At 42.5% G+C, this 17,705-nt stretch carries 19 protein-coding genes; 8 read left to right on the top strand and 11 right to left on the bottom strand.

What is annotated here, in order from left to right; all coding sequences use genetic code 11:
- Positions 1-2 precede the first annotated feature (2 nt).
- The 8 genes from HGJ91_RS12885 to HGJ91_RS12850 all read left to right on the top strand — a co-directional run bounded on the left by HGJ91_RS12885 (position 3) and on the right by HGJ91_RS12850 (position 8,414).
- Entirely contained in the window at positions 3-1,418 is a 1,416-nt protein-coding gene (locus HGJ91_RS12885; RefSeq protein ID WP_291348219.1) for a sigma-54 dependent transcriptional regulator, read from the top strand.
- 122 nt (positions 1,419-1,540) lie between these two features.
- Complete coding sequence (locus HGJ91_RS12880) at positions 1,541-2,395, top strand: ABC transporter substrate-binding protein (RefSeq protein WP_291348218.1); 855 nt, start codon at positions 1,541-1,543, stop codon at positions 2,393-2,395.
- Positions 2,396-2,639: 244 nt separating this feature from the next.
- Positions 2,640-3,074 (top strand): hypothetical protein, encoded by a 435-nt coding sequence (locus HGJ91_RS12875; RefSeq protein WP_291348217.1) that lies wholly within the window; start codon positions 2,640-2,642, stop codon positions 3,072-3,074.
- Positions 3,075-3,104: 30 nt separating this feature from the next.
- Positions 3,105-4,073, top strand: a complete 969-nt coding sequence (locus tag HGJ91_RS12870; RefSeq protein ID WP_291348216.1) for a TAXI family TRAP transporter solute-binding subunit — start codon at positions 3,105-3,107, stop codon at positions 4,071-4,073.
- 12 nt (positions 4,074-4,085) lie between these two features.
- On the top strand, positions 4,086-4,619 hold the full coding sequence (locus tag HGJ91_RS12865; RefSeq protein ID WP_291348215.1) for a DUF1850 domain-containing protein: 534 nt from the start codon (positions 4,086-4,088) through the stop codon (positions 4,617-4,619).
- Positions 4,620-4,653: 34 nt separating this feature from the next.
- A complete protein-coding gene (locus HGJ91_RS12860; RefSeq protein WP_291348214.1) occupies positions 4,654-6,669 on the top strand; it encodes a TRAP transporter permease in 2,016 nt (671 codons plus the stop codon).
- Positions 6,659-7,636, top strand: a complete 978-nt coding sequence (locus HGJ91_RS12855) for a CoA transferase subunit A (RefSeq protein WP_291348213.1) — start codon at positions 6,659-6,661, stop codon at positions 7,634-7,636. The genes HGJ91_RS12860 and HGJ91_RS12855 overlap by 11 nt, the downstream gene beginning before the upstream one ends.
- Position 7,637: 1 nt before the next feature.
- Positions 7,638-8,414, top strand: coding sequence for a CoA-transferase subunit beta (locus HGJ91_RS12850; protein WP_291348212.1), 777 nt, complete (start codon positions 7,638-7,640; stop codon positions 8,412-8,414).
- A 51-nt stretch (positions 8,415-8,465) separates the two neighbouring features.
- On the opposite strand, the gene HGJ91_RS12845 is transcribed toward HGJ91_RS12850, so the two are convergent.
- From HGJ91_RS12845 to HGJ91_RS12795, 11 genes are all read right to left on the bottom strand, one after another.
- A complete protein-coding gene (locus tag HGJ91_RS12845; protein WP_291348211.1) occupies positions 8,466-9,572 on the bottom strand; it encodes a permease in 1,107 nt (368 codons plus the stop codon).
- A 68-nt stretch (positions 9,573-9,640) separates the two neighbouring features.
- Positions 9,641-9,940, bottom strand: coding sequence for a helix-turn-helix domain-containing protein (locus tag HGJ91_RS12840; RefSeq protein WP_291348210.1), 300 nt, complete (start codon positions 9,938-9,940; stop codon positions 9,641-9,643).
- Positions 9,941-10,086: 146 nt separating this feature from the next.
- Positions 10,087-11,478 carry a sigma-54 dependent transcriptional regulator gene (locus HGJ91_RS12835; protein WP_291348209.1) on the bottom strand — a complete coding sequence of 464 codons (1,392 nt, stop codon included), beginning with the start codon at positions 11,476-11,478 and terminating at the stop codon, positions 10,087-10,089.
- A gap of 19 nt (positions 11,479-11,497) precedes the next feature.
- Positions 11,498-12,994, bottom strand: coding sequence for an ATP-binding protein (locus HGJ91_RS12830; protein ID WP_291348208.1), 1,497 nt, complete (start codon positions 12,992-12,994; stop codon positions 11,498-11,500).
- On the bottom strand, positions 12,991-13,497 hold the full coding sequence (locus HGJ91_RS12825; protein WP_291348207.1) for a hypothetical protein: 507 nt from the start codon (positions 13,495-13,497) through the stop codon (positions 12,991-12,993). Before HGJ91_RS12825 ends, HGJ91_RS12830 begins: the two co-directional genes overlap by 4 nt.
- Positions 13,475-14,062 (bottom strand): hypothetical protein, encoded by a 588-nt coding sequence (locus HGJ91_RS12820; protein ID WP_291348206.1) that lies wholly within the window; start codon positions 14,060-14,062, stop codon positions 13,475-13,477. Before HGJ91_RS12820 ends, HGJ91_RS12825 begins: the two co-directional genes overlap by 23 nt.
- 91 nt (positions 14,063-14,153) lie before the next feature.
- A complete protein-coding gene (locus tag HGJ91_RS12815; protein ID WP_291348205.1) occupies positions 14,154-15,848 on the bottom strand; it encodes a sulfite exporter TauE/SafE family protein in 1,695 nt (564 codons plus the stop codon).
- A gap of 32 nt (positions 15,849-15,880) precedes the next feature.
- Positions 15,881-16,264 carry a hypothetical protein gene (locus HGJ91_RS12810; RefSeq protein WP_291348204.1) on the bottom strand — a complete coding sequence of 128 codons (384 nt, stop codon included), beginning with the start codon at positions 16,262-16,264 and terminating at the stop codon, positions 15,881-15,883.
- Positions 16,261-17,019 carry a 2Fe-2S iron-sulfur cluster-binding protein gene (locus tag HGJ91_RS12805; RefSeq protein ID WP_291348203.1) on the bottom strand — a complete coding sequence of 253 codons (759 nt, stop codon included), beginning with the start codon at positions 17,017-17,019 and terminating at the stop codon, positions 16,261-16,263. Before HGJ91_RS12805 ends, HGJ91_RS12810 begins: the two co-directional genes overlap by 4 nt.
- The gene (locus HGJ91_RS12800) at positions 17,012-17,461 is read right to left on the bottom strand and encodes a CBS domain-containing protein (RefSeq protein ID WP_291348202.1); all 450 of its coding nucleotides are present in this window, start codon (positions 17,459-17,461) and stop codon (positions 17,012-17,014) included. Before HGJ91_RS12800 ends, HGJ91_RS12805 begins: the two co-directional genes overlap by 8 nt.
- 18 nt (positions 17,462-17,479) lie before the next feature.
- A complete protein-coding gene (locus HGJ91_RS12795) occupies positions 17,480-17,695 on the bottom strand; it encodes a hypothetical protein (RefSeq protein WP_291348200.1) in 216 nt (71 codons plus the stop codon).
- Between the last annotated feature and the right edge of the window lie 10 nt (positions 17,696-17,705).

Here is a 17,705-nt window from a genome sequence, read left to right as displayed (position 1 = left end):
ACATGGCACAAGAAAGAATTCTTATTGTCGATGATGAAGAAGTCCTTTGCCGGTCATTAAAAATGGATTTTGAAGAAGACGGCTACCTGGTTAAGATTTCTAACAGTGGAGAACAGGCCCTTGAATTAATATCAGCTTTTTATCCTGTTGTTGTACTTCTGGACTTAAGGCTGCCGGGAATAAATGGGATTGAGGTTTTAAAAAAAATCACCTCATATGACCCGGATATTGCCGTGATCATCATGACGGCATTTGGTGACACAAAAATCACTGTTGAAGCGGTAAAATGCGGGGCTTTTCACTTTATCAACAAACCCTTTGAGCTGGAAGAATTAAAAAAACTGGTGGGCCAGGCCATTAAGAGCCAGGTATTAAAAAGGGAGGTGGAATATCTCAGGTATCAACAGCGCAAAATATACCGATTCTGCGACCTGGTGGGAAAAAGCGATAAAATGATGAAGATATACAAACAGATTGAAGTCCTTTCCAAAACAGATCATACCACTGTGCTTATCCTGGGAGAAAGCGGCACGGGCAAGGAACTTGTTGCAAGTGCGATCCACTTTAAGAGCAAAAGAAACAAAGCCCCTTTTATGGAAATCAATTGCGCATCTTTGCCGGAAAATTTAATTGAAAGCGAACTTTTCGGGTATGAAAAAGGGGCTTTCACCGATGCAAAACAGCAGAAAAAAGGATTGTTGGAGATTGCCAACAATGGGACGGTCTTTCTGGACGAGATCGCAGAAATGCCATTGTCTATCCAGGCCAAACTGCTTACATTTCTGGAAAAAAAGCAGTTTAAACGGCTCGGGAGCGGCAAGGATATCAAAGTGGATGTCAGAATTATTACCGCCACAAACCAGGATCTTGTAAAGGCAATTGAAAAGAAAAAGTTCAGAAAAGACCTTTATTATCGTTTAAATGTTGTTTCCATTCACGCCCCCCCTTTAAGGGAACGCACAGACGACATCCTGGCGTTAAGCAATTATTTTCTGGAGGAATTCTCCAGGGATATGGGAAAGAGACCCAAAACCCTGCTGCCTGAAGTTGAAGACATTTTTAATGCCTATCCCTGGCATGGAAATGTCAGGGAGTTAAGAAACGTCATTGAGCGGGCAGTTATATTCTGCACGGGTCAAACAGTTGATAAAGACCTTCTGCCCCGGGAAATGCTGGATTATAAAAATCCAGGAGCTCCTAAGTTAAAATTTGGGGATCAGGAAAATCATGGCCGGGAAAAAACCCATACTCCCATTGATGCGGTCTTGTTAAAAGTTGAAAAACAAATCATTGATGATGCCTTAAGACAGACAAAAGGGAATAAGACCAATGCCGCCCGCCTGCTTGACATCAGCCGGTATTCCCTGACACGCAGGATAAACAAATTAGAAAAGGAAAACAAAAGACAGAACAAATGATCCAACTATTTCCCCACAGACGTTTACTGCCTTTTTTCTTTGGTTTTATTCCAGGTATCTGGGTTCTGATTTTTTTTATTATTTTTCCTGGCCCTGTCATTGCGAAGGAATACCGTATTGCAATGATTACATGGCGCGGTGAAACCATTGCAGAAAAAGGGTTTATTGATGAACTGGATAAAAGCACCTATGATATAGCATTGACCAAATACTATGCTGATCAGGATAATTTTCGACTCCAAAAAATAATAACGCAGATTCAAAACACTCCGGTTGATATCATTTATGTTTTCGGCACGACAGCTACCAAAGCTGTTTTATTAAGGATCAAGGATACGCCTGTTGTTTTTAATATTGTCAGCCGGCCGGTTGGATCAGGAATCATAGCCTCCTGGGAGAGCTCCAAAAACAATGCCACCGGTGCCAGCAACAAAGTATCAGTGATACACCAGTTAAAGACCTTGAAAAAAGTCATCACTTACAAAAAGCTGGGAATTATTTATAACCCTAAAGAGCAGAACTCCATTATTCAGCGAAACAATGTAAAACGGCTGGAAAACAGGCTTAACTTTTCCCTCAAAGAATACAGGATCTCTCAGGAAAAGGACATTTTAAAAATTCTGCCCCAAATGAAAAACAAGGTTGACGCTGTTTTTCTCCCGGCAGATTCCATGATCAAGTTTTTGGGAGAGAAAATCATGGAAACGGTAAACACATACAAGATCCCATCCCTGTCCTCAGTCGGGAGCATGGTTCCTGAAGACGGCGTTCTGATGGGCTTTGTCCCCAAATATTATGAACTGGGAAGAATTGCAGCCAGAAAAGCCATACTTATTTTAAACGGAAAGAATCCTTCGGATATTCCCTCTTCTGTCCTTGATCATTATCATGTTTCAGTGAATATGAAGACTGCCAGAAAAATCAATATCCAGATTCCCATGTCCGTCCTTGTCATGGCTAACCAGATTGTCAGATGATGATGCTTTTAAAGGTGAACAGGACTTGAATGACTGTGCGGTTTTCGCCCGAAAACCTGAGGCAAAACCGCACACTTTTCTTATCCGGGCCATGGTTAACACCTCCCGGTGTCTGTATAACCTGTTAAAATAACGACATAAAAAAAATAAATACCCTCTGGCACCATGATTGCAATTATTTATAAAGTTATTGCCTAAAACGGGGTGCACTAAAATCTATCAATTATTAAATAAGGAGAATCTTATGAATCAAAGTAAAATTAAATTTTCATGGTTATTGCTAATTTTCGCAGCAGGGGTGCTTGCCCTGACCGGATGTATGACGGTAACTCCCACTCCCAAACCCGGAGAAGTCTTTTCCTGTGCCAAAGATTCAGATTTAAACAAGATAATTGCGCCTGAAGCCTCTTTGGAAAATTTTTCATGTGTTATTAAAAAATGGGCTGGTGCAAATACGCTTCATTTTAATGTAGCCGTCAAAAACATCAGTAATGAAGACCAGCGGTTCAAGGTCAATATCTTTCTTGAAAATGGCAAGGCTGTTGGCGGGCTTCTTCCCCGAAAAATCAAAAAAGGCCTTATAAAACCAGGTGATACTGCAAAATTCACCTATCCTGTCAAGGGAGTTGCCGGAGCAGCCGGAAAAATTGATCTGATCATCAAAACCATGAGCAAGTAATATCTAAATTTAAATAAGGAGATTTGCCCAATGAAACGAACACATATCATCTTGTCCATTTTATTCTTAACCCTTGTTTTTACAGGGGCGGTAGTTGCAAAAACAACCTTTATCAGTATCGGAACCGGTGGGACCGGTGGCGTTTATTATCCATACGGCGGCGGTGTAGCTGAAATCTGGTCAAAGTATGTAAAAGGGGTGAGGGCAGTTGCCGAAGTAACCGGTGCCAGTGTTGAGAATGTAAAACTGGCCCATAAAGGAGAAACCGTGATTGGTGAGGTTATGGCTGACACCGTCATAGCCGGATATGAAGGGCTGTCAAAATTTAAAGGCAAAAAACACAACATTCTTTCAATGGCCATTATGTATCCAAACGTGCTACAGGTGGTAACTCTGAAAAAGAGCGGTATCACCAACATCGAGCAGCTCAAAGGGAGGAACATCAGCACCGGAAGTCCGGGCAGCGGTACCAATTTTATGGCTGAAGCTGTATTCAAGGCATTAGGAATTCCTCTGGACTCATTTAAAGACAGCCGACTCTCCTTTACTGAAAGCGCTAACGCTTTGAGAGACGGTACAATTGAAGTAGGTTTCTGGTGTGTAGGACCACCTACCAGCTCTATTCTGGATTTGTCAACCACCCATGATATCAGCGTTATAGAATTCACACCGGAGCAAACAAAAAAGATCGTTGCGTACAACAAGGCTTACACGTCAGTAGATCTGTTCGCCGGCGCATATAGAGGTGTTGACAAAGCCGTACCTACAATCGGGGTAATGAATGTAATAATCGCTCAGAAATCTCTGGATACGGATTTGGTCTACAACCTGGTTAAGGCGCTGTATGAACATAATGACTATCTGGTTAAGATTCATCCTTTGGCTGCTTTTACCACACCTGAAAATGCAGTTAAGTATGCGCCTATTCCATTACATCCCGGCACAATCAAGTATTTAAAAGAAAAGAATATTGCCGTACCTGCACGGCTGATTCCTTAAGGAGAATAAAAAATGACCAGGTCGAGTTCAATTATTATTTTCTGTGTGCTTGGCCTGGTTTTATCACTGATCCTGACTGCCTGGCTGACGCCTGGCGGCCTGGAACTTCATGTCACCCTGGTAAAAGAAAAAAAACCCGTGCTTGTTCTGCCTCTTAAACCAGGAGAAAGGTTTACCATCCATTATTACCACTCGGTTGAGAATGCCCCTATCTGGGAAGAACACAGCATGGATGAGACGGGCAAAATCTATATTGAAGAGGAACGCTATGAAAAATTTGGTGCAGGTATGGGTCAAATGCCCGGAGTGGGACGGAAGGTAAAAAAAGGTGTTTATGAAGCGATTACAGATATGCACATGCCAACCGGTGATTTCATATTAAGGGTGGGAAGCCCTGGAGTAGACCATACCATTATCTTGCGGGACAGACGCTATAATCTTTCTGACACAATTGCCCACAAGGCCGTAAGGTTTTCAGGGAAATCCAGAAGCATGCTTTATCTAATATGGCGAGCCCTTAAAGGCAGTCCCCAATTATACAAATAAAAGTTGTGTACACAAATATATGCAAAGGAACACGATGGTTGAAAATATTAAAACAGGTCAAGGCAAAGATTCTACAAAAAATTTTGATCCGGCAGATGCCAATCAAACCCTGATAAAAATAACCACATGGATTATCATGGTCATTGCTGTGAGCCTGAGCCTTTACCAGCTCTATACGGCGGGTGTGGCCGCACTGACAGCCCTGGTTCAGCGATCCATCCATCTGGGGGCCATTCTCAGCCTGACGTTTTTACTTAAACCCGCTTTTTTAAAAATCAGAAAAGATAAATTTTCTTTCTGGCTCTTTCTGGACTGGATTCTGGTCGGGTTATCCATATACTGTACTTTTTATATTATCAACGATCTTACTGCCATTTTTGAACGCCAGGGAGACTGGCTTCTAAGTGATCGAATCGTCAGTATTATCGGAACGCTTCTGGTGCTGGAAGCCTGCCGCAGGGTCATTGGGAATATTATGACGGGGATTTGTGCTCTCGGCATTGCTTATGCCATGTTCGGGCCCTATATGCCCGACCTGATCATCCACAAAGGGTACAGCATTGAACGGATTACCACCACGCTCTGGCTGACCACTGAAGGAATTTTTGGTCTTCCCATTGGTGTGGCAGCCACTTTTGTTTTTGTTTTCGTTCTTTTCGGTGCCATCCTGGAAACCACGGGAGGTGGAGCGTTTTTCATTGATATGGCCTATGCCCTTACCGGTCGTTTCTCAGGGGGCCCTGCAAAGGCATCAGTGGTTGCTTCAGGATTTATGGGGTCGGTCTCCGGGTCTGCAGTTGGCAATGTTGCTGCCACAGGCTCTTTTACCATACCCATGATGAAAAAAGTAGGGTACCGTCCCCACGTGGCAGGGGCTATTGAGGCCGCTGCCTCAACCGGGGGACAGATGATGCCGCCCATTATGGGAGCAGGCGCTTTTTTAATGGCCGAGTTTACCAACACAAGCTATCTGACCATCATCAAAGTAGCCTTGGCACCGGCCATCATGTATTATCTTACCGTGTTGATATTTGTTCATTATGAAGCCCAGAAATACGGTTTAAAAGGCGAATCAAAAGAAAACCTTCCAAAAATCATGAAAGTGCTTAAAGAAGGGTTGCATTTTATTATTCCGGTCCTGATATTGATTTATGTCCTCGTGTCAAATTATTCCCCTATGATGGCCGGATTTATTGCGGTAATCAGCACGCTTGCCATCAGTGTCATGGCAAATTCTATCCGCTGGATAGTGAACGGCAACAATAAACCAAGCCTGATCCAATTCAGCACGGGCCAGTTCAAATCAATTGTTAAAGCACTTGAAAATGGTGCCAAAAATGCTGTTATGGTCTCTGTGGCATGCGCAGCCGCCGGCATCATCGTGGGCATGGTAAGCCTCACCGGTATGGGGCTTAAGTTCTCAAGCCTTGTCCTTGAACTGAGTTACGGGATAAAGGTTCTGGCCATTCTCCTGATTGGCGGTGCCTCCCTGGTGCTTGGCATGGGGCTTCCTGTCACTGCCAGTTATATTGTTCTGGCCACACTGGCAGGACCGGCTCTGCTTGATATGGGGGTTCCCATCATGGTCGCCCATATGATCGTGTTCTGGTATTCCCAGGATGCCAATGTTACGCCGCCTGTCAGCCTTGCCAGTTTTGCCGGAGCAGGAATTGCTGGGGCCAATCCCATGAAAACCGCCTTTACCTCCTGGAAACTGGCAAAAGGACTTTACATCATCCCCATTGTCATGGCATACAGACCACTTTTAGGCATGGGGGATAATTACGAGCTGTTCCACTGGGAGGTAATTCTAACCATGATAACCACAACCCTTGGTCTGTTTGCCTTTGCATCTGCCCTGGAAAGATTTTTCTTACGAAAAGCCACTCTTATTGAAACTCTTCTTTTCTGGCTGGCGGCCATCGGTCTTTTCTGGCCGGCATACTGGGCCGATGTTGCAGGTTTAATTGCTTTGATCCTGGCTTGCGCGCTCCAGAAATTTTATTCCGTTACACCAACCACCAACACAGGTATGACCAATGACAAATAGCTTAAACAAGGTAATACCCCTTAAACAGGCCATTGAACAATATGTAAAAAACGGCTCCCATATATCCATTGGGGGATTTACCATAAACCGAAATCCCATGGCAGCAGTTTATGAAATTATCAGGCAGAAAATTTCTGACCTGCATTTATATGCCCACTCCAATGGCACAGGTCTGGATGAACTCATTGGAGCAGGCTGTATTTCAAAGCTGGAAATAGCCTACGCCGGAAATGGGAAAGCTGCACCCACCTGTATTCGATTTGCCAGGGCCATCCAGAATAATGAAATATTGTTTGAAGACTATTCAAATTACATGATGAGCCTGAGATTTACAGCAGGTGCCATGGGGGTGCCTTTTTTGCCCACGCTTTCAGGATTTGGATCGGATATACTGACAAAATGGGGATTTTCCAAATCCATGAGAAGATCTGATCCTAAAATTGTGGATGATAAACTGACAGTTATAGACAATCCTTTTGGAAACTGGACAGGCGCATCCAAAGTGGTCCTGGTACCGGCCATCAATCCGGATATCACCATCATTCATGTTCAAAAAGCTGATGCCACGGGAACCTGTAGTATGCAAGGACTTGCATTTGCTGACATCGAACAGGTAAAGGCATCCAAACATGTTATTGTTACTTGTGAACAACTTGTCACTAAGGAAGAATTAAGACAGAACCCTGACTTGAATCAGATCCCCTTTATCCATGTGTCAGCGGTCTGCCATGTTCCTCTGGGTGCCTACCCCACTGCAGTATTTGGCCACTATGACTATGATTCTCAATATTTGCGCAAATTTGCAATTGCAGCAAAAAATTCGGATAAATTCAAAAACTATCAAAACAAATATATTTATGGCGCTAAAGACCATGAGGCATTTTTAGAGATCATCGGCCAAAAAAGAATTGATACGATCACGGCAGATCCAAGAACCGGTTACTCGGTTAATATGAAAAGGGATTAACATGAAAACAATTCAACCTTATACCCCCAGGGAAATCATGACCATTATGGCGGCAAGAGAAATAAAAAACGGGGATATTGTTTTCAGCGGCACCGGTATTTCAATGCTGGCAGCTATGGCAGCCAAGAACATCAATGCGCCCGACAGTGTGATTTTTTTTGAAACCGGAGCCATAGATTCCCTTTTGGAAGAACTGCCCTTTGCAGTTGCAGACCCTCGAATCATGTACTGGGCTGCTGCAAATTCCAGGCTGACAGATGCCTTTGCCACCATGCAGAACCCGATAACAGGAAAAAAAGTCATCGCTATATTAGGTGCCGCCCAGATAGATCGTTACGGAAACCTGAACACCACCTGCATCGGGGACTATCATTCTCCTGAAATCCGATTTTCAGGCAGCGGTGGCGGGTGTGATGTGGCAAGTTTTGTCCCCCGGTGCATTGCATTTATGCAGCACGAAAAACGTAAATTTGTTAAAAAACTTGATTATCTCACAAGCCCCGGGCAACTTGAAGGAAATAACAGCCGACAAAAAGCAGGGTTAAGACCCGGCGGTGTCAGTGTCGTGGTAACCAATCTGGGTGTGATGAGATTTGATAAAGACACCGGCAAAATGTATCTGGATAAATTCTATCCCGGTATTACACCTGAAAAAATCCTTGAAAATACGGAATTTAACATGGATGTTTCAAAGGCAACCCTGGCTGATCCTCCCACAAAAACAGAACTTACCATCCTGCGGGAGGAATGTGATCCCCAAAGACTGATACTTGATTAATAAGGATTTTTGTACGCCTTCCAGGCTGGGCAGTGGTTTCAGATATTAGAACTATCCCGAAATTAATTTTAGATATCCTAATATAATAGCACCAAAAAGTGAAAGTGAAACATATAGGATGAATACCCGATACTTAACCAGCGTCCAAACGGCAGCCATTGCAGGCAAAGTGGTAGTTGGGCCCGCTATAAGAAAAGATAGGGCAGCAGCTGGGCTCATTCCCTGGGTTAGAAGGCCGCTGACCATTGGCAAAGCACTTAAATTGCTGGTATAGACAGGAATTCCAAGAAAAGCAGCCGTTAAAATAGCCCATGAATTTTCTTGGCCCATAATAGTTGTTATCCATTCTTCTGGAACGTAAAGTATAATTAACGCTTCAAGAAAAAAAGCCAAGGCCATAAATTTAATTACCAATAGCGTTGCATCCCATGATTCCCTGGATAAACGCCTCCAGAAATCTTTCTTCCCGTCACAACCGCAATTAGTTGATTCTTCCTCTAAATTATTACAATCAATTTGTGCTGTTGGACTTGAACTGAAATTAACCGAAGGTTGGATTTCTGTGACTATGTTTGCATTACCAGCACAACAGACTGTTGCCGGAATCAATTTTTCAGGTTTCCAAGAGAACAAATTCTTAACTCTTGTTGAAAATCCGGACCAAATAGTTCGAACCATGGATGGTCTGTTTTGAGAACGGAAACTACCTTTACGTTTAAGGACATCAGTGCTGATCCATTGTTTCTGCACAAGGAAATGCGTTATGAATCCTGCGGACAGGCTCAGGATAAGAGTCCCAAGCAGACGCCAGACAGCTAAATTCCATCCAATCGTTCCCACACTTAAAAAGAAAATTTCAGGGTCCATGGACGGAGATGCTATCCAAAAAGCCATGACTGGAGGTAGCGGTACTCCACCTATTAATAAGGCAGCAATAACAGGTATAACACCGCAGGAACAAAATGGACTGAATGCACCGACAATGGTTGCCAGAAATATGGCCGTGATTGGACCTGCATCAAAAGCACGTTTGATGTATTTTGAAGCGCCTGACATATTTACTGCTACTGCAATCGGAATGGTGATCACAAGGTAAGGCCAGATGTGAAAAAAAGCATCCATCATAAAATTTGCTATTTTTATAATTTCATTTGTCATGTTACTCTCCTTTTTATGATAGTGATTCTATATTTCTAAATATTTCGAAATATATCAGCAAAAAAATTTTACGGGTTACATTTTCCTTCGGTACAACACTCAGACTGAAGAAAGTCTACAAGCTCGTTAAGAACCTCAAACTGTGGGATACAGTATAATGTCCGACTCTCTCTTACCTGTCTGATCAAGCCTACTGAAATCAATCGGCTGATATGGTGTGACAGGGTAGACCCGGGGATATTCAGTTTTTCTTGAATTTGGCCGACAGGCGCACCTTCATCTCCGACCTTTACAAGATATCTAAAGATAGAAAGTCGAGTAATATGTCCAAGTTCTGCCAATTTTTTTGCTGCAATTTTATCTTCCATGATCCAAATATAAATTTAAAAAAACGATTTGTCAACTATATTTTTAGAATTATCGAAATATAATATTTTATTACTAAAAAAATTACTCCATAATTTTAAAATAACGTGCATAATTATCATAATTTATGAGTGCTTTAAAGATTTGGTTAGCGAAAAAGTTCCGGATCAATGGAGAATCGTTTCATGATCTGCTGCAGGGCCTGCCGATCCATATGACAGCGCTTTGCCGCCCGGGTGATATTGCCGGTGGTCATGGAGAGCTTGGCACCGATATAATCGTGGTTAAACTCATGGAGTACTTTTTCTTTTGCTTCTTTATATGGCAGCGATGAAATGCTGCTGTCAGGCTCTTTAGAATCATATTTTTTGGGGTCTGCATCCCTTAAGGGTATATCAGACAGGACAATTATATTCTCTTTTGAATAGAGAATTCCCTGGACAAGAACATTTTCAAGCTCCCTTACATTTCCGGGCCATGGCTGCTTCATCAAAAGATCCATTGCCTCTTCGGAAATCGTTTTCAATTCTTTTTTCAACTTTTTGCAATGCTTTGCCACAAGGTGTTCGGCAAGGATCGGAATATCGGTTATTCTGTCTCTTAACGGCGGCAGTTCAATGGGAAGGACATTCAACCGGTAAAAAAAATCCTCGCGGAATTCATGGTCGGCAATCTTCTGTTTAAGATTTCTGTTGGTGGATGCAATGATCCGCACATCCACTTTTTTTACTTTTGTGTCCCCAAGGGGTTTTATTTCCTTTTCCTGGAGGACTCTTAATAATTTTGTCTGGATGGAAGACCCTATATCCCCGATTTCGTCCAGAAAAATCGTTCCCTTGTCCGCCTCCTGGAAAAGCCCATTCTTGTCCCGGGTGGCATTGGTAAATGCGCCCTGTTTATAACCGAACAATTCACTTTCCAGGATGAGCTCCGGAATGGTCGGGCAGTTGACAGGGATAAACCTTTTATCTTTTCGCGGGCTTAAGGCGTGTATGGATCTTGCGGCCAGATCTTTTCCCGTTCCTGATTCTCCTGTGAGCAACACGGTAACATCACTTGATGCAACCAGGCTGATTTGATCAAACACCTTTTGCATGGGTTCACTTTTCCCAATCAAATGTGAGGGCCTGATCTCTTTTTCCTTTAAAAGCCGTTTATTTTCCTTTAACAATAAACTTCTTTCAAGGGCTTTTTGGATTTTAAAAATGATCTCATCCTGTTCAAAAGGTTTGGGGATAAAATCATAGGCCCCCTTTTTAATGGCCTTTACAGCAGATTCAATATTGCCGAAAGCGGTCAGCATGACCACTGTCAAATCGGGATAATTTGACCGTATATGCTCAAGCAGTTCAAACCCGTCCATACCCGGCATCCTGATATCACAAATGACCAGGTCAAACTCCTCCTGCTCAAGAATCGACATGGCCATTTTTGCTGAAAACGCCATGAAAACCCTGCAGTTAATTTCAGGTTCAAGGGTTCTCTGCAAAAGCCTTGTCATGTCTTTTTCATCGTCAACTGCAAGAATGCTTGCTTTCATTTTTATCCCCCGGTCGTACTTAAGCCATAGTTCTATCAGCAGGAAGGCTGATTGTGAATAACGTTCCCTTTCCTTCGCTGCTTTTTACACGGATATCTCCCTGGTGCCGTTTAATAATACCATATCCGACAGAAAGTCCAAGCCCCGTACCCTGACCAACCGGTTTTGTAGTGAAAAATGGATCAAAAATCCTGGATAAATTCTTTTTCCCAATCCCTTTTCCATTATCCTTCACCATAATCAGGATATTGTCCTGTCCTGTTTTCTGAGTGGTAATATCAATATTTCCTTTTCCATCAACTGCGTGACAGGCATTGATTAAAAGATTTACAATCACCTGTCCAAGCTCCTGTTCATTTCCAAGGATATTAAGCCTGTCTCCCGTATAAGGATTCAGCGACATTTCAACATTCCTGAAATCAGAATGGTTGGATAAAAATTTGGCCACACCATCAACCACCTTGTTGATGTCAATAATACTCAATTCGGAAGAGCCTTTTCGCGAAAAAGAAAGAAGATCAGATACAACTGTTTTGCAATTCTGTACGTGTTTTTCTATAATTTTTAAATCATCTTTATGTTTGGGCTCCAGTTTTAACAAAAGCTGTGTATATCCAAGGATAATTCCCAAAGGATTGTTTATTTCATGGGCCACACCAGCAGACAATTCTCCCAATGCGGCAAACTTGTCTGCCTGAGCGATTTGCCGTTCCATCTGCCTTTTTTCATTTATATTCTTGATGATGAAATGATAGGTTTTTGCACATCCGAACGCTCCGTAATCAATGCCGCCGGTCATCAGAACCAGTAGGGATTCATTGTCCGGTTTTAAAAATTCGATTTCCTCATTTAAAATATATTCTTTTGAACCGATCTTGTTACTGATTCTTTCCCATTCGGAAGGATCGGCAAAAAACTTGCCTGCCGTCATTTTTTTCATGATCATTTCGTCGCGAGCATACCCGGTCAATGCGATCCCGGCCGGGTTAATCTCCATGATCTTAAATTCACTGTCTGTAACAATAATGGTATCCAGGGATTGTTCAAATATTCTGCGGCATTTATGCTCACTGCTTGTGAGCCTTTCTGTTCTCTCAACCACTTTATTCTCAAGGGTCTGATTCAGATCCATGAGTTCAATATGGATGTCTTCAAGCTTTTTCCTGCCCGTAAGAATTTTCTCGTTAATCTTCCAGCTCTGGTTGAAAAAAAGGGTGATCAGGCCTACCAGCATAAAAGAAACAGTGTTCACACTTCCTGAAAAGGCACTGATGGAATGCCAGGTGCCTGCATTTGAAGTGAGAACTAAAAACTGTTTTAATATATGACCGAAGGATCTTGATACGGAAAAAATTGTGAGTCCCATACTGATCCATAGCAGATAATGAAAGACTGCATTATCCGGGTCCATCTCCCGTAATATTTTTGCCTTGTAAAGCGATAGAAGCGAAATCACCACCATGGCTACAGAGCCTAAAACATCGACTGCCAGTATGGGAATAAACGAAGCAATCATGGGGTGTCCTTTTTCACCATCATCTGCCTTTGGTCATCAACAAGATGTGAAAGTCCCCTGTAAAGAAGCAGCATGGCAGGCACACATAAAAGGTGATCCAGTTTTAAAATATAATAAAACCAGGCGAGCAGGGATGAATCATTGTTGGTGATGATCCTCATTTTCCCAAAGGATATATTCTCAATTTTTACGGCATTGATCTGGTTATCAAAAAAATGGGCTGCAACGGCATCCAGATTCCAGAGGATAAAAAAGAAGGCCGAGTATTGAATCAGGCGCCAGCCTTTTTGTTTATCCAATCCCTTGCCCGTGATGGTAAAAATAAGGGCCACCATGGAAAAAAGAAAAAAAAGATGTCCCACCTGGTGGGTGATAATCCCTTCCGAATTCGAGTGAAGCTGAGTGGCAGATACATCTATGGGCAGTAAGATCAAACCTGCAATAGTCATTGCCGGGAGGAATTTTAAAAACCGCTTTATATTATACGGATTCTTTTTTGGCATATCGTTTTTTAAAGACCATTTTTAATACTGCAAAGAGTATAAATGACAAAATAAGACAAACAACAAACCAGAGCATGGAACCGACATTCGTCTGAGATGAAGACCCAAAAGAAAAGGAAAATACCCATTCTTCTCCAAACCGACTTAAAAGGGTTTGGGGTGTATACACCTTTGCCACATAGGCAACCATCAACAATATGGGAAGGACATTGCCGATAAAATGCTTTAATATTCCTTCAAAGAAATAATCATAGTAGGCCCTGTTTAACTGGGCCTGGTCGATATTTTTTGCCAGGGCTTTGCCTTTTTCCCTGTCAGGATGCTTCATTGCCTCTTTTCTCACACCCTGCCAATGCAGGTATTCCTTTTCCAGGCGTACATATCTTTTGGTCACATAAAATCGTGCTATGATTCTTGTTATAATGACAACTATAAAGGCAAGGAGAAATATCACAACCCCGGGGCCTAAAATCTCTAGGGGAGAAAACAAAGCATCCAGAAACACCACCGTGCTTTGCAAAAAACCATAAATCAGGTCCCACACCCTGTCCAGAAAATCATCCATAAACTTTCCCTTAAAATAAAACCCGTGGCTGATTCAATCATTATAGAGATTCAGCACACGGGTTTCAAGGTTCATTTACCCTTTATAAGGGTTATATCCAGATTTCAATCTTAAAAAATCTAAAGAACAAGAAGAACAATGTAACTGCAAGAACAATCTTCAAGGTCATTTCAGAAAACATTTTCTGGGCACGACTGCCAAGCATACCACCGGCAAATCCACCAATAATAATGGCAATGGCCAGGGTCATGTCAGGCAGGTATCCGGCCATGAGATATCCAATAAAGGACCCGATACTGGAAAAACAGGTTCCGATCAAGGATATGGGAACTGCCACATACATGGGAAGCCCGGCCAAAGTGGTCATGGCAGGTACCAGAAGGAATCCGCCGCCAATACCAAAGGATCGGGATACGATACCAATAAAAATACCCAGGAATGCAAAAAGTAATGGGTTGATTCTAAATTCTTCACCCCAGAATTTAAACCGATAATCCATCAGGCCTGTTTTTACAGGCTCAATACTGCCCATTTCTGCTGAACGGCCTTCAGCTTTGGCTGCCGCAACCTCTTTATTAAATTTCTGGGTCATGGCCTTGATGTTTTTTCTTTTATTCATGGCCTTTGGAGTCATTTCCATAAGGGTCTTGATTCCCATGAGAACAACCAGGATGGCCAGCCATTCTTTATAGGCTTTCATGGGAAGAATCGCGGATACATATTTACCAAGCCAGATGGAGCCGATAAAAATACCTGCTCCAAAGGAGAGTCCCACGGGCCATGCAACCCGCTTTTCAATCTTGGCATACCGCCAGAAAGATCCTAAGGGGCTAAACAGGGTCAGGGCTATATTGGAGGGTTTTAATACATTGGCTGCATTGATACCCACAGGCCCCATGGTGTTGACAACCAACACCTGGAAGGCTGCCATGAGCATACCACCGGCTGCACCGATCATTGAAAAATAGGTTCCCACGAGAATGGCACCAATAACAATCCATAAAGGATTCATATACCGATAAGCCTTGGAAAGCCAGAATCCGTTTTTCTCCAGTTTATAGTCGCCTATTTTTGCATTGTTCACATACACATCAAATTTGGTGTTGGGAGGGGTATGCCTGAAGGATTTAAAGGAGACTGTAAACTCACCGGTTGCTTTATCAAGCTTTACGTAGGTGCCCTTGTCCCAGTAATTACCGCTTGACTGGTCACCGATGACAGTTTTTGAAAAAATAACTACTTTACCTGTTCTGTTACTTTCTTTAACAATGGTATTAATACCATAACTACTCTCATTGGCATACCTTAAAAAATTCCACTGCTCGTCTGATTTGATGGGGCCCATCATTGTGCGAGCCACAGCATCTACATCATTGAATTTCTTTTTCAGATAGAACATGGTGGTGGAGTAAATCCCCTGTCCTTTTTTCAGAAGAACGGACGGGCCGCCAAACCTTTTCTTATCAACTTTACCGAATTTTTCCGGTACATTGGTAATCATGTAATAAAGAGGTGGAATCTCTGTATCCAGGGCAAATCCTGCTTTTTTACTATCCTTTTTAAATCTTTTAGTCTCAAATGCACCATCCGTGTCTTTGGGTGCAAACATTTCAGATTGTGCAATGGCAAGGTACAAATCCTGGCCCGGCGCGATCTTTCCGGTGATTTCAACCACATCCCCGGCTTTATAGGAGGATGCTGAGATACCATCCCCGGCAAAAGATCCTGACGCTGTAAATAGCAACACAAGCGTCATCAAAATAAAATGGTAAAAAATTTTCTTCATTTGACTCTCCTTTTTAAAAACATACATGATAATTATAAATTAAAATATCTGACAGCCAGTTTTGCCCCCAGATAACTTGTGATTCCTGATACAATCATATAAATAAACAAATCATAAATATTCAGTAAAACTATGTCCCCCATAAACGGCCCGGCAAAATTTATAGCAAAATTCACGGCAACAAAGGTAAGTGCCCCTGTGCCGACTCCCAGCACAAATGAAAAAAGAGGAATATTCATAATCCCGGTTTTAAGTGCTTCCACCAGTCTGTACCCTGTCATTGCCCCGTTGAATGCAATAAACAGCGGCAGGATGAACAAAACTTTATCTGTGGCAATAAATGTTGAACAGAAAACAGCAAGGATCAATGATCCGCCTACACCAATGAAAAGTGATTTTATGGCTGCGATGGTCATTTGTGTATCCTTTCCCTTTCAGTTATGGCCCTGTTTGACATAAGTTTTATGCAGGAGGGACATAGGTTGTGATGCTCCTTGGTATCGGGATGGGCAAGGGTCGTCTCTCCCACATGCTTGAGAAAATTAGAGGTTGCATACATTTTTGTGCAGCCCTCACACCGTTCCAGGGGCAGTTGCCCGATAATCTCTTCTTTTATGGAAACCGTTCTGACACTGTCCTGGTCAACCACCTTGATAATATTGGTGGGGCAGAGGTTAGCACAGGTTCCGCACCCGATGCAGCAACCCGGGTTTGGTACCACCCTGCTTCCATTAGGCGTTTTCTCCATTTTCAATGCTTTGGCTTTTACGATTTCACTACAGACCCTGATACAAAGCCGGCAGCGAATACAGCCGTTGGGCGGCGGTGTTATGGCAACATTAAATTCCTTTGCAAGATTCCGGATTCTTAACGAGTCAGGTGCCATCTGCAACAACTTGTTAAACGCTTGTTCCCGCCTGGCTTTCACCAGTTCTGAATTGGTTTTTACCTTAAGATCTTCTTTAACTTTAATAATACAGGACAGCATCACCACTTGTTTACCTGTGGGGGATACCACTTCAACACCGCAAAGTTTACAGGCTCCTGATGGTTTCAGTGCGGGATGAAAACATAAATGGGGTATTTTAATCCCGTTTTCCTTTGCAACCTGGAGAATGGTCTGATTTTCTCTGGCTGAAATTTCCTTATCATCAATGGTAATATTAATCATAGGCTGCATCCTGAAGGTCTGAAATATAATCTTTAAGATAATGAAGTTCCTTGTTTAAAACACTGACATGTTTTTTAACAAGATCTTCAAGGCTGAGCATCCCTTTGATTTGTCCATCCAAAACCACTGGCAGGTGGCGGATCTTTGCCTTGATCATCATTCCCATGGCATCTTCAATTGTGTCGCCAGGCTCAGCCACAATGAGTTTTGATGTCATCACTTCCTTGACCAGAATATTTTTAATATCTTTATTTGAAAAAATAATATGACACCGCAGAAGATCCCGTTCCGTAAAAATACCCTGGGATGTTTCTTTTTTCATCACCACAAGGGCTGATACATTATAGCCTGACATCAGTTTAAGGGCCTGTTCCACTGTCTGGTCCTGCTCTATAGTATGAAAATGACCGGCACACTCTTCCAAACAATCTTTTACCTTCATTATATCTTCATTCCTTTGTTAAGGTTTACCAATAAGTCTTAAAGAATCCTGGGGAAGCCGATGGGTGCCTTTGCCCTGCAGGCTGACCCTGATCAATGAATCCGGATCATTGATGGTGGTATCCGGGTCTGTTATAAATCCGTGAAGCCCGATAAAGTCATCCATATAAGGCTCCCATGCTTCATCCTGTGATTTTCTATACACCTCGATTTTATCCCCTCTCTGGAATTGCATGATTATTTCC

It is taken from the genome of Desulfobacula sp., assembly GCF_014237455.1.
Taxonomy (GTDB): domain Bacteria; phylum Desulfobacterota; class Desulfobacteria; order Desulfobacterales; family Desulfobacteraceae; genus Desulfobacula.
Note: the sequence above shows the minus strand (reverse complement) of the source record. Positions and strands in the feature narration are given on the sequence as shown.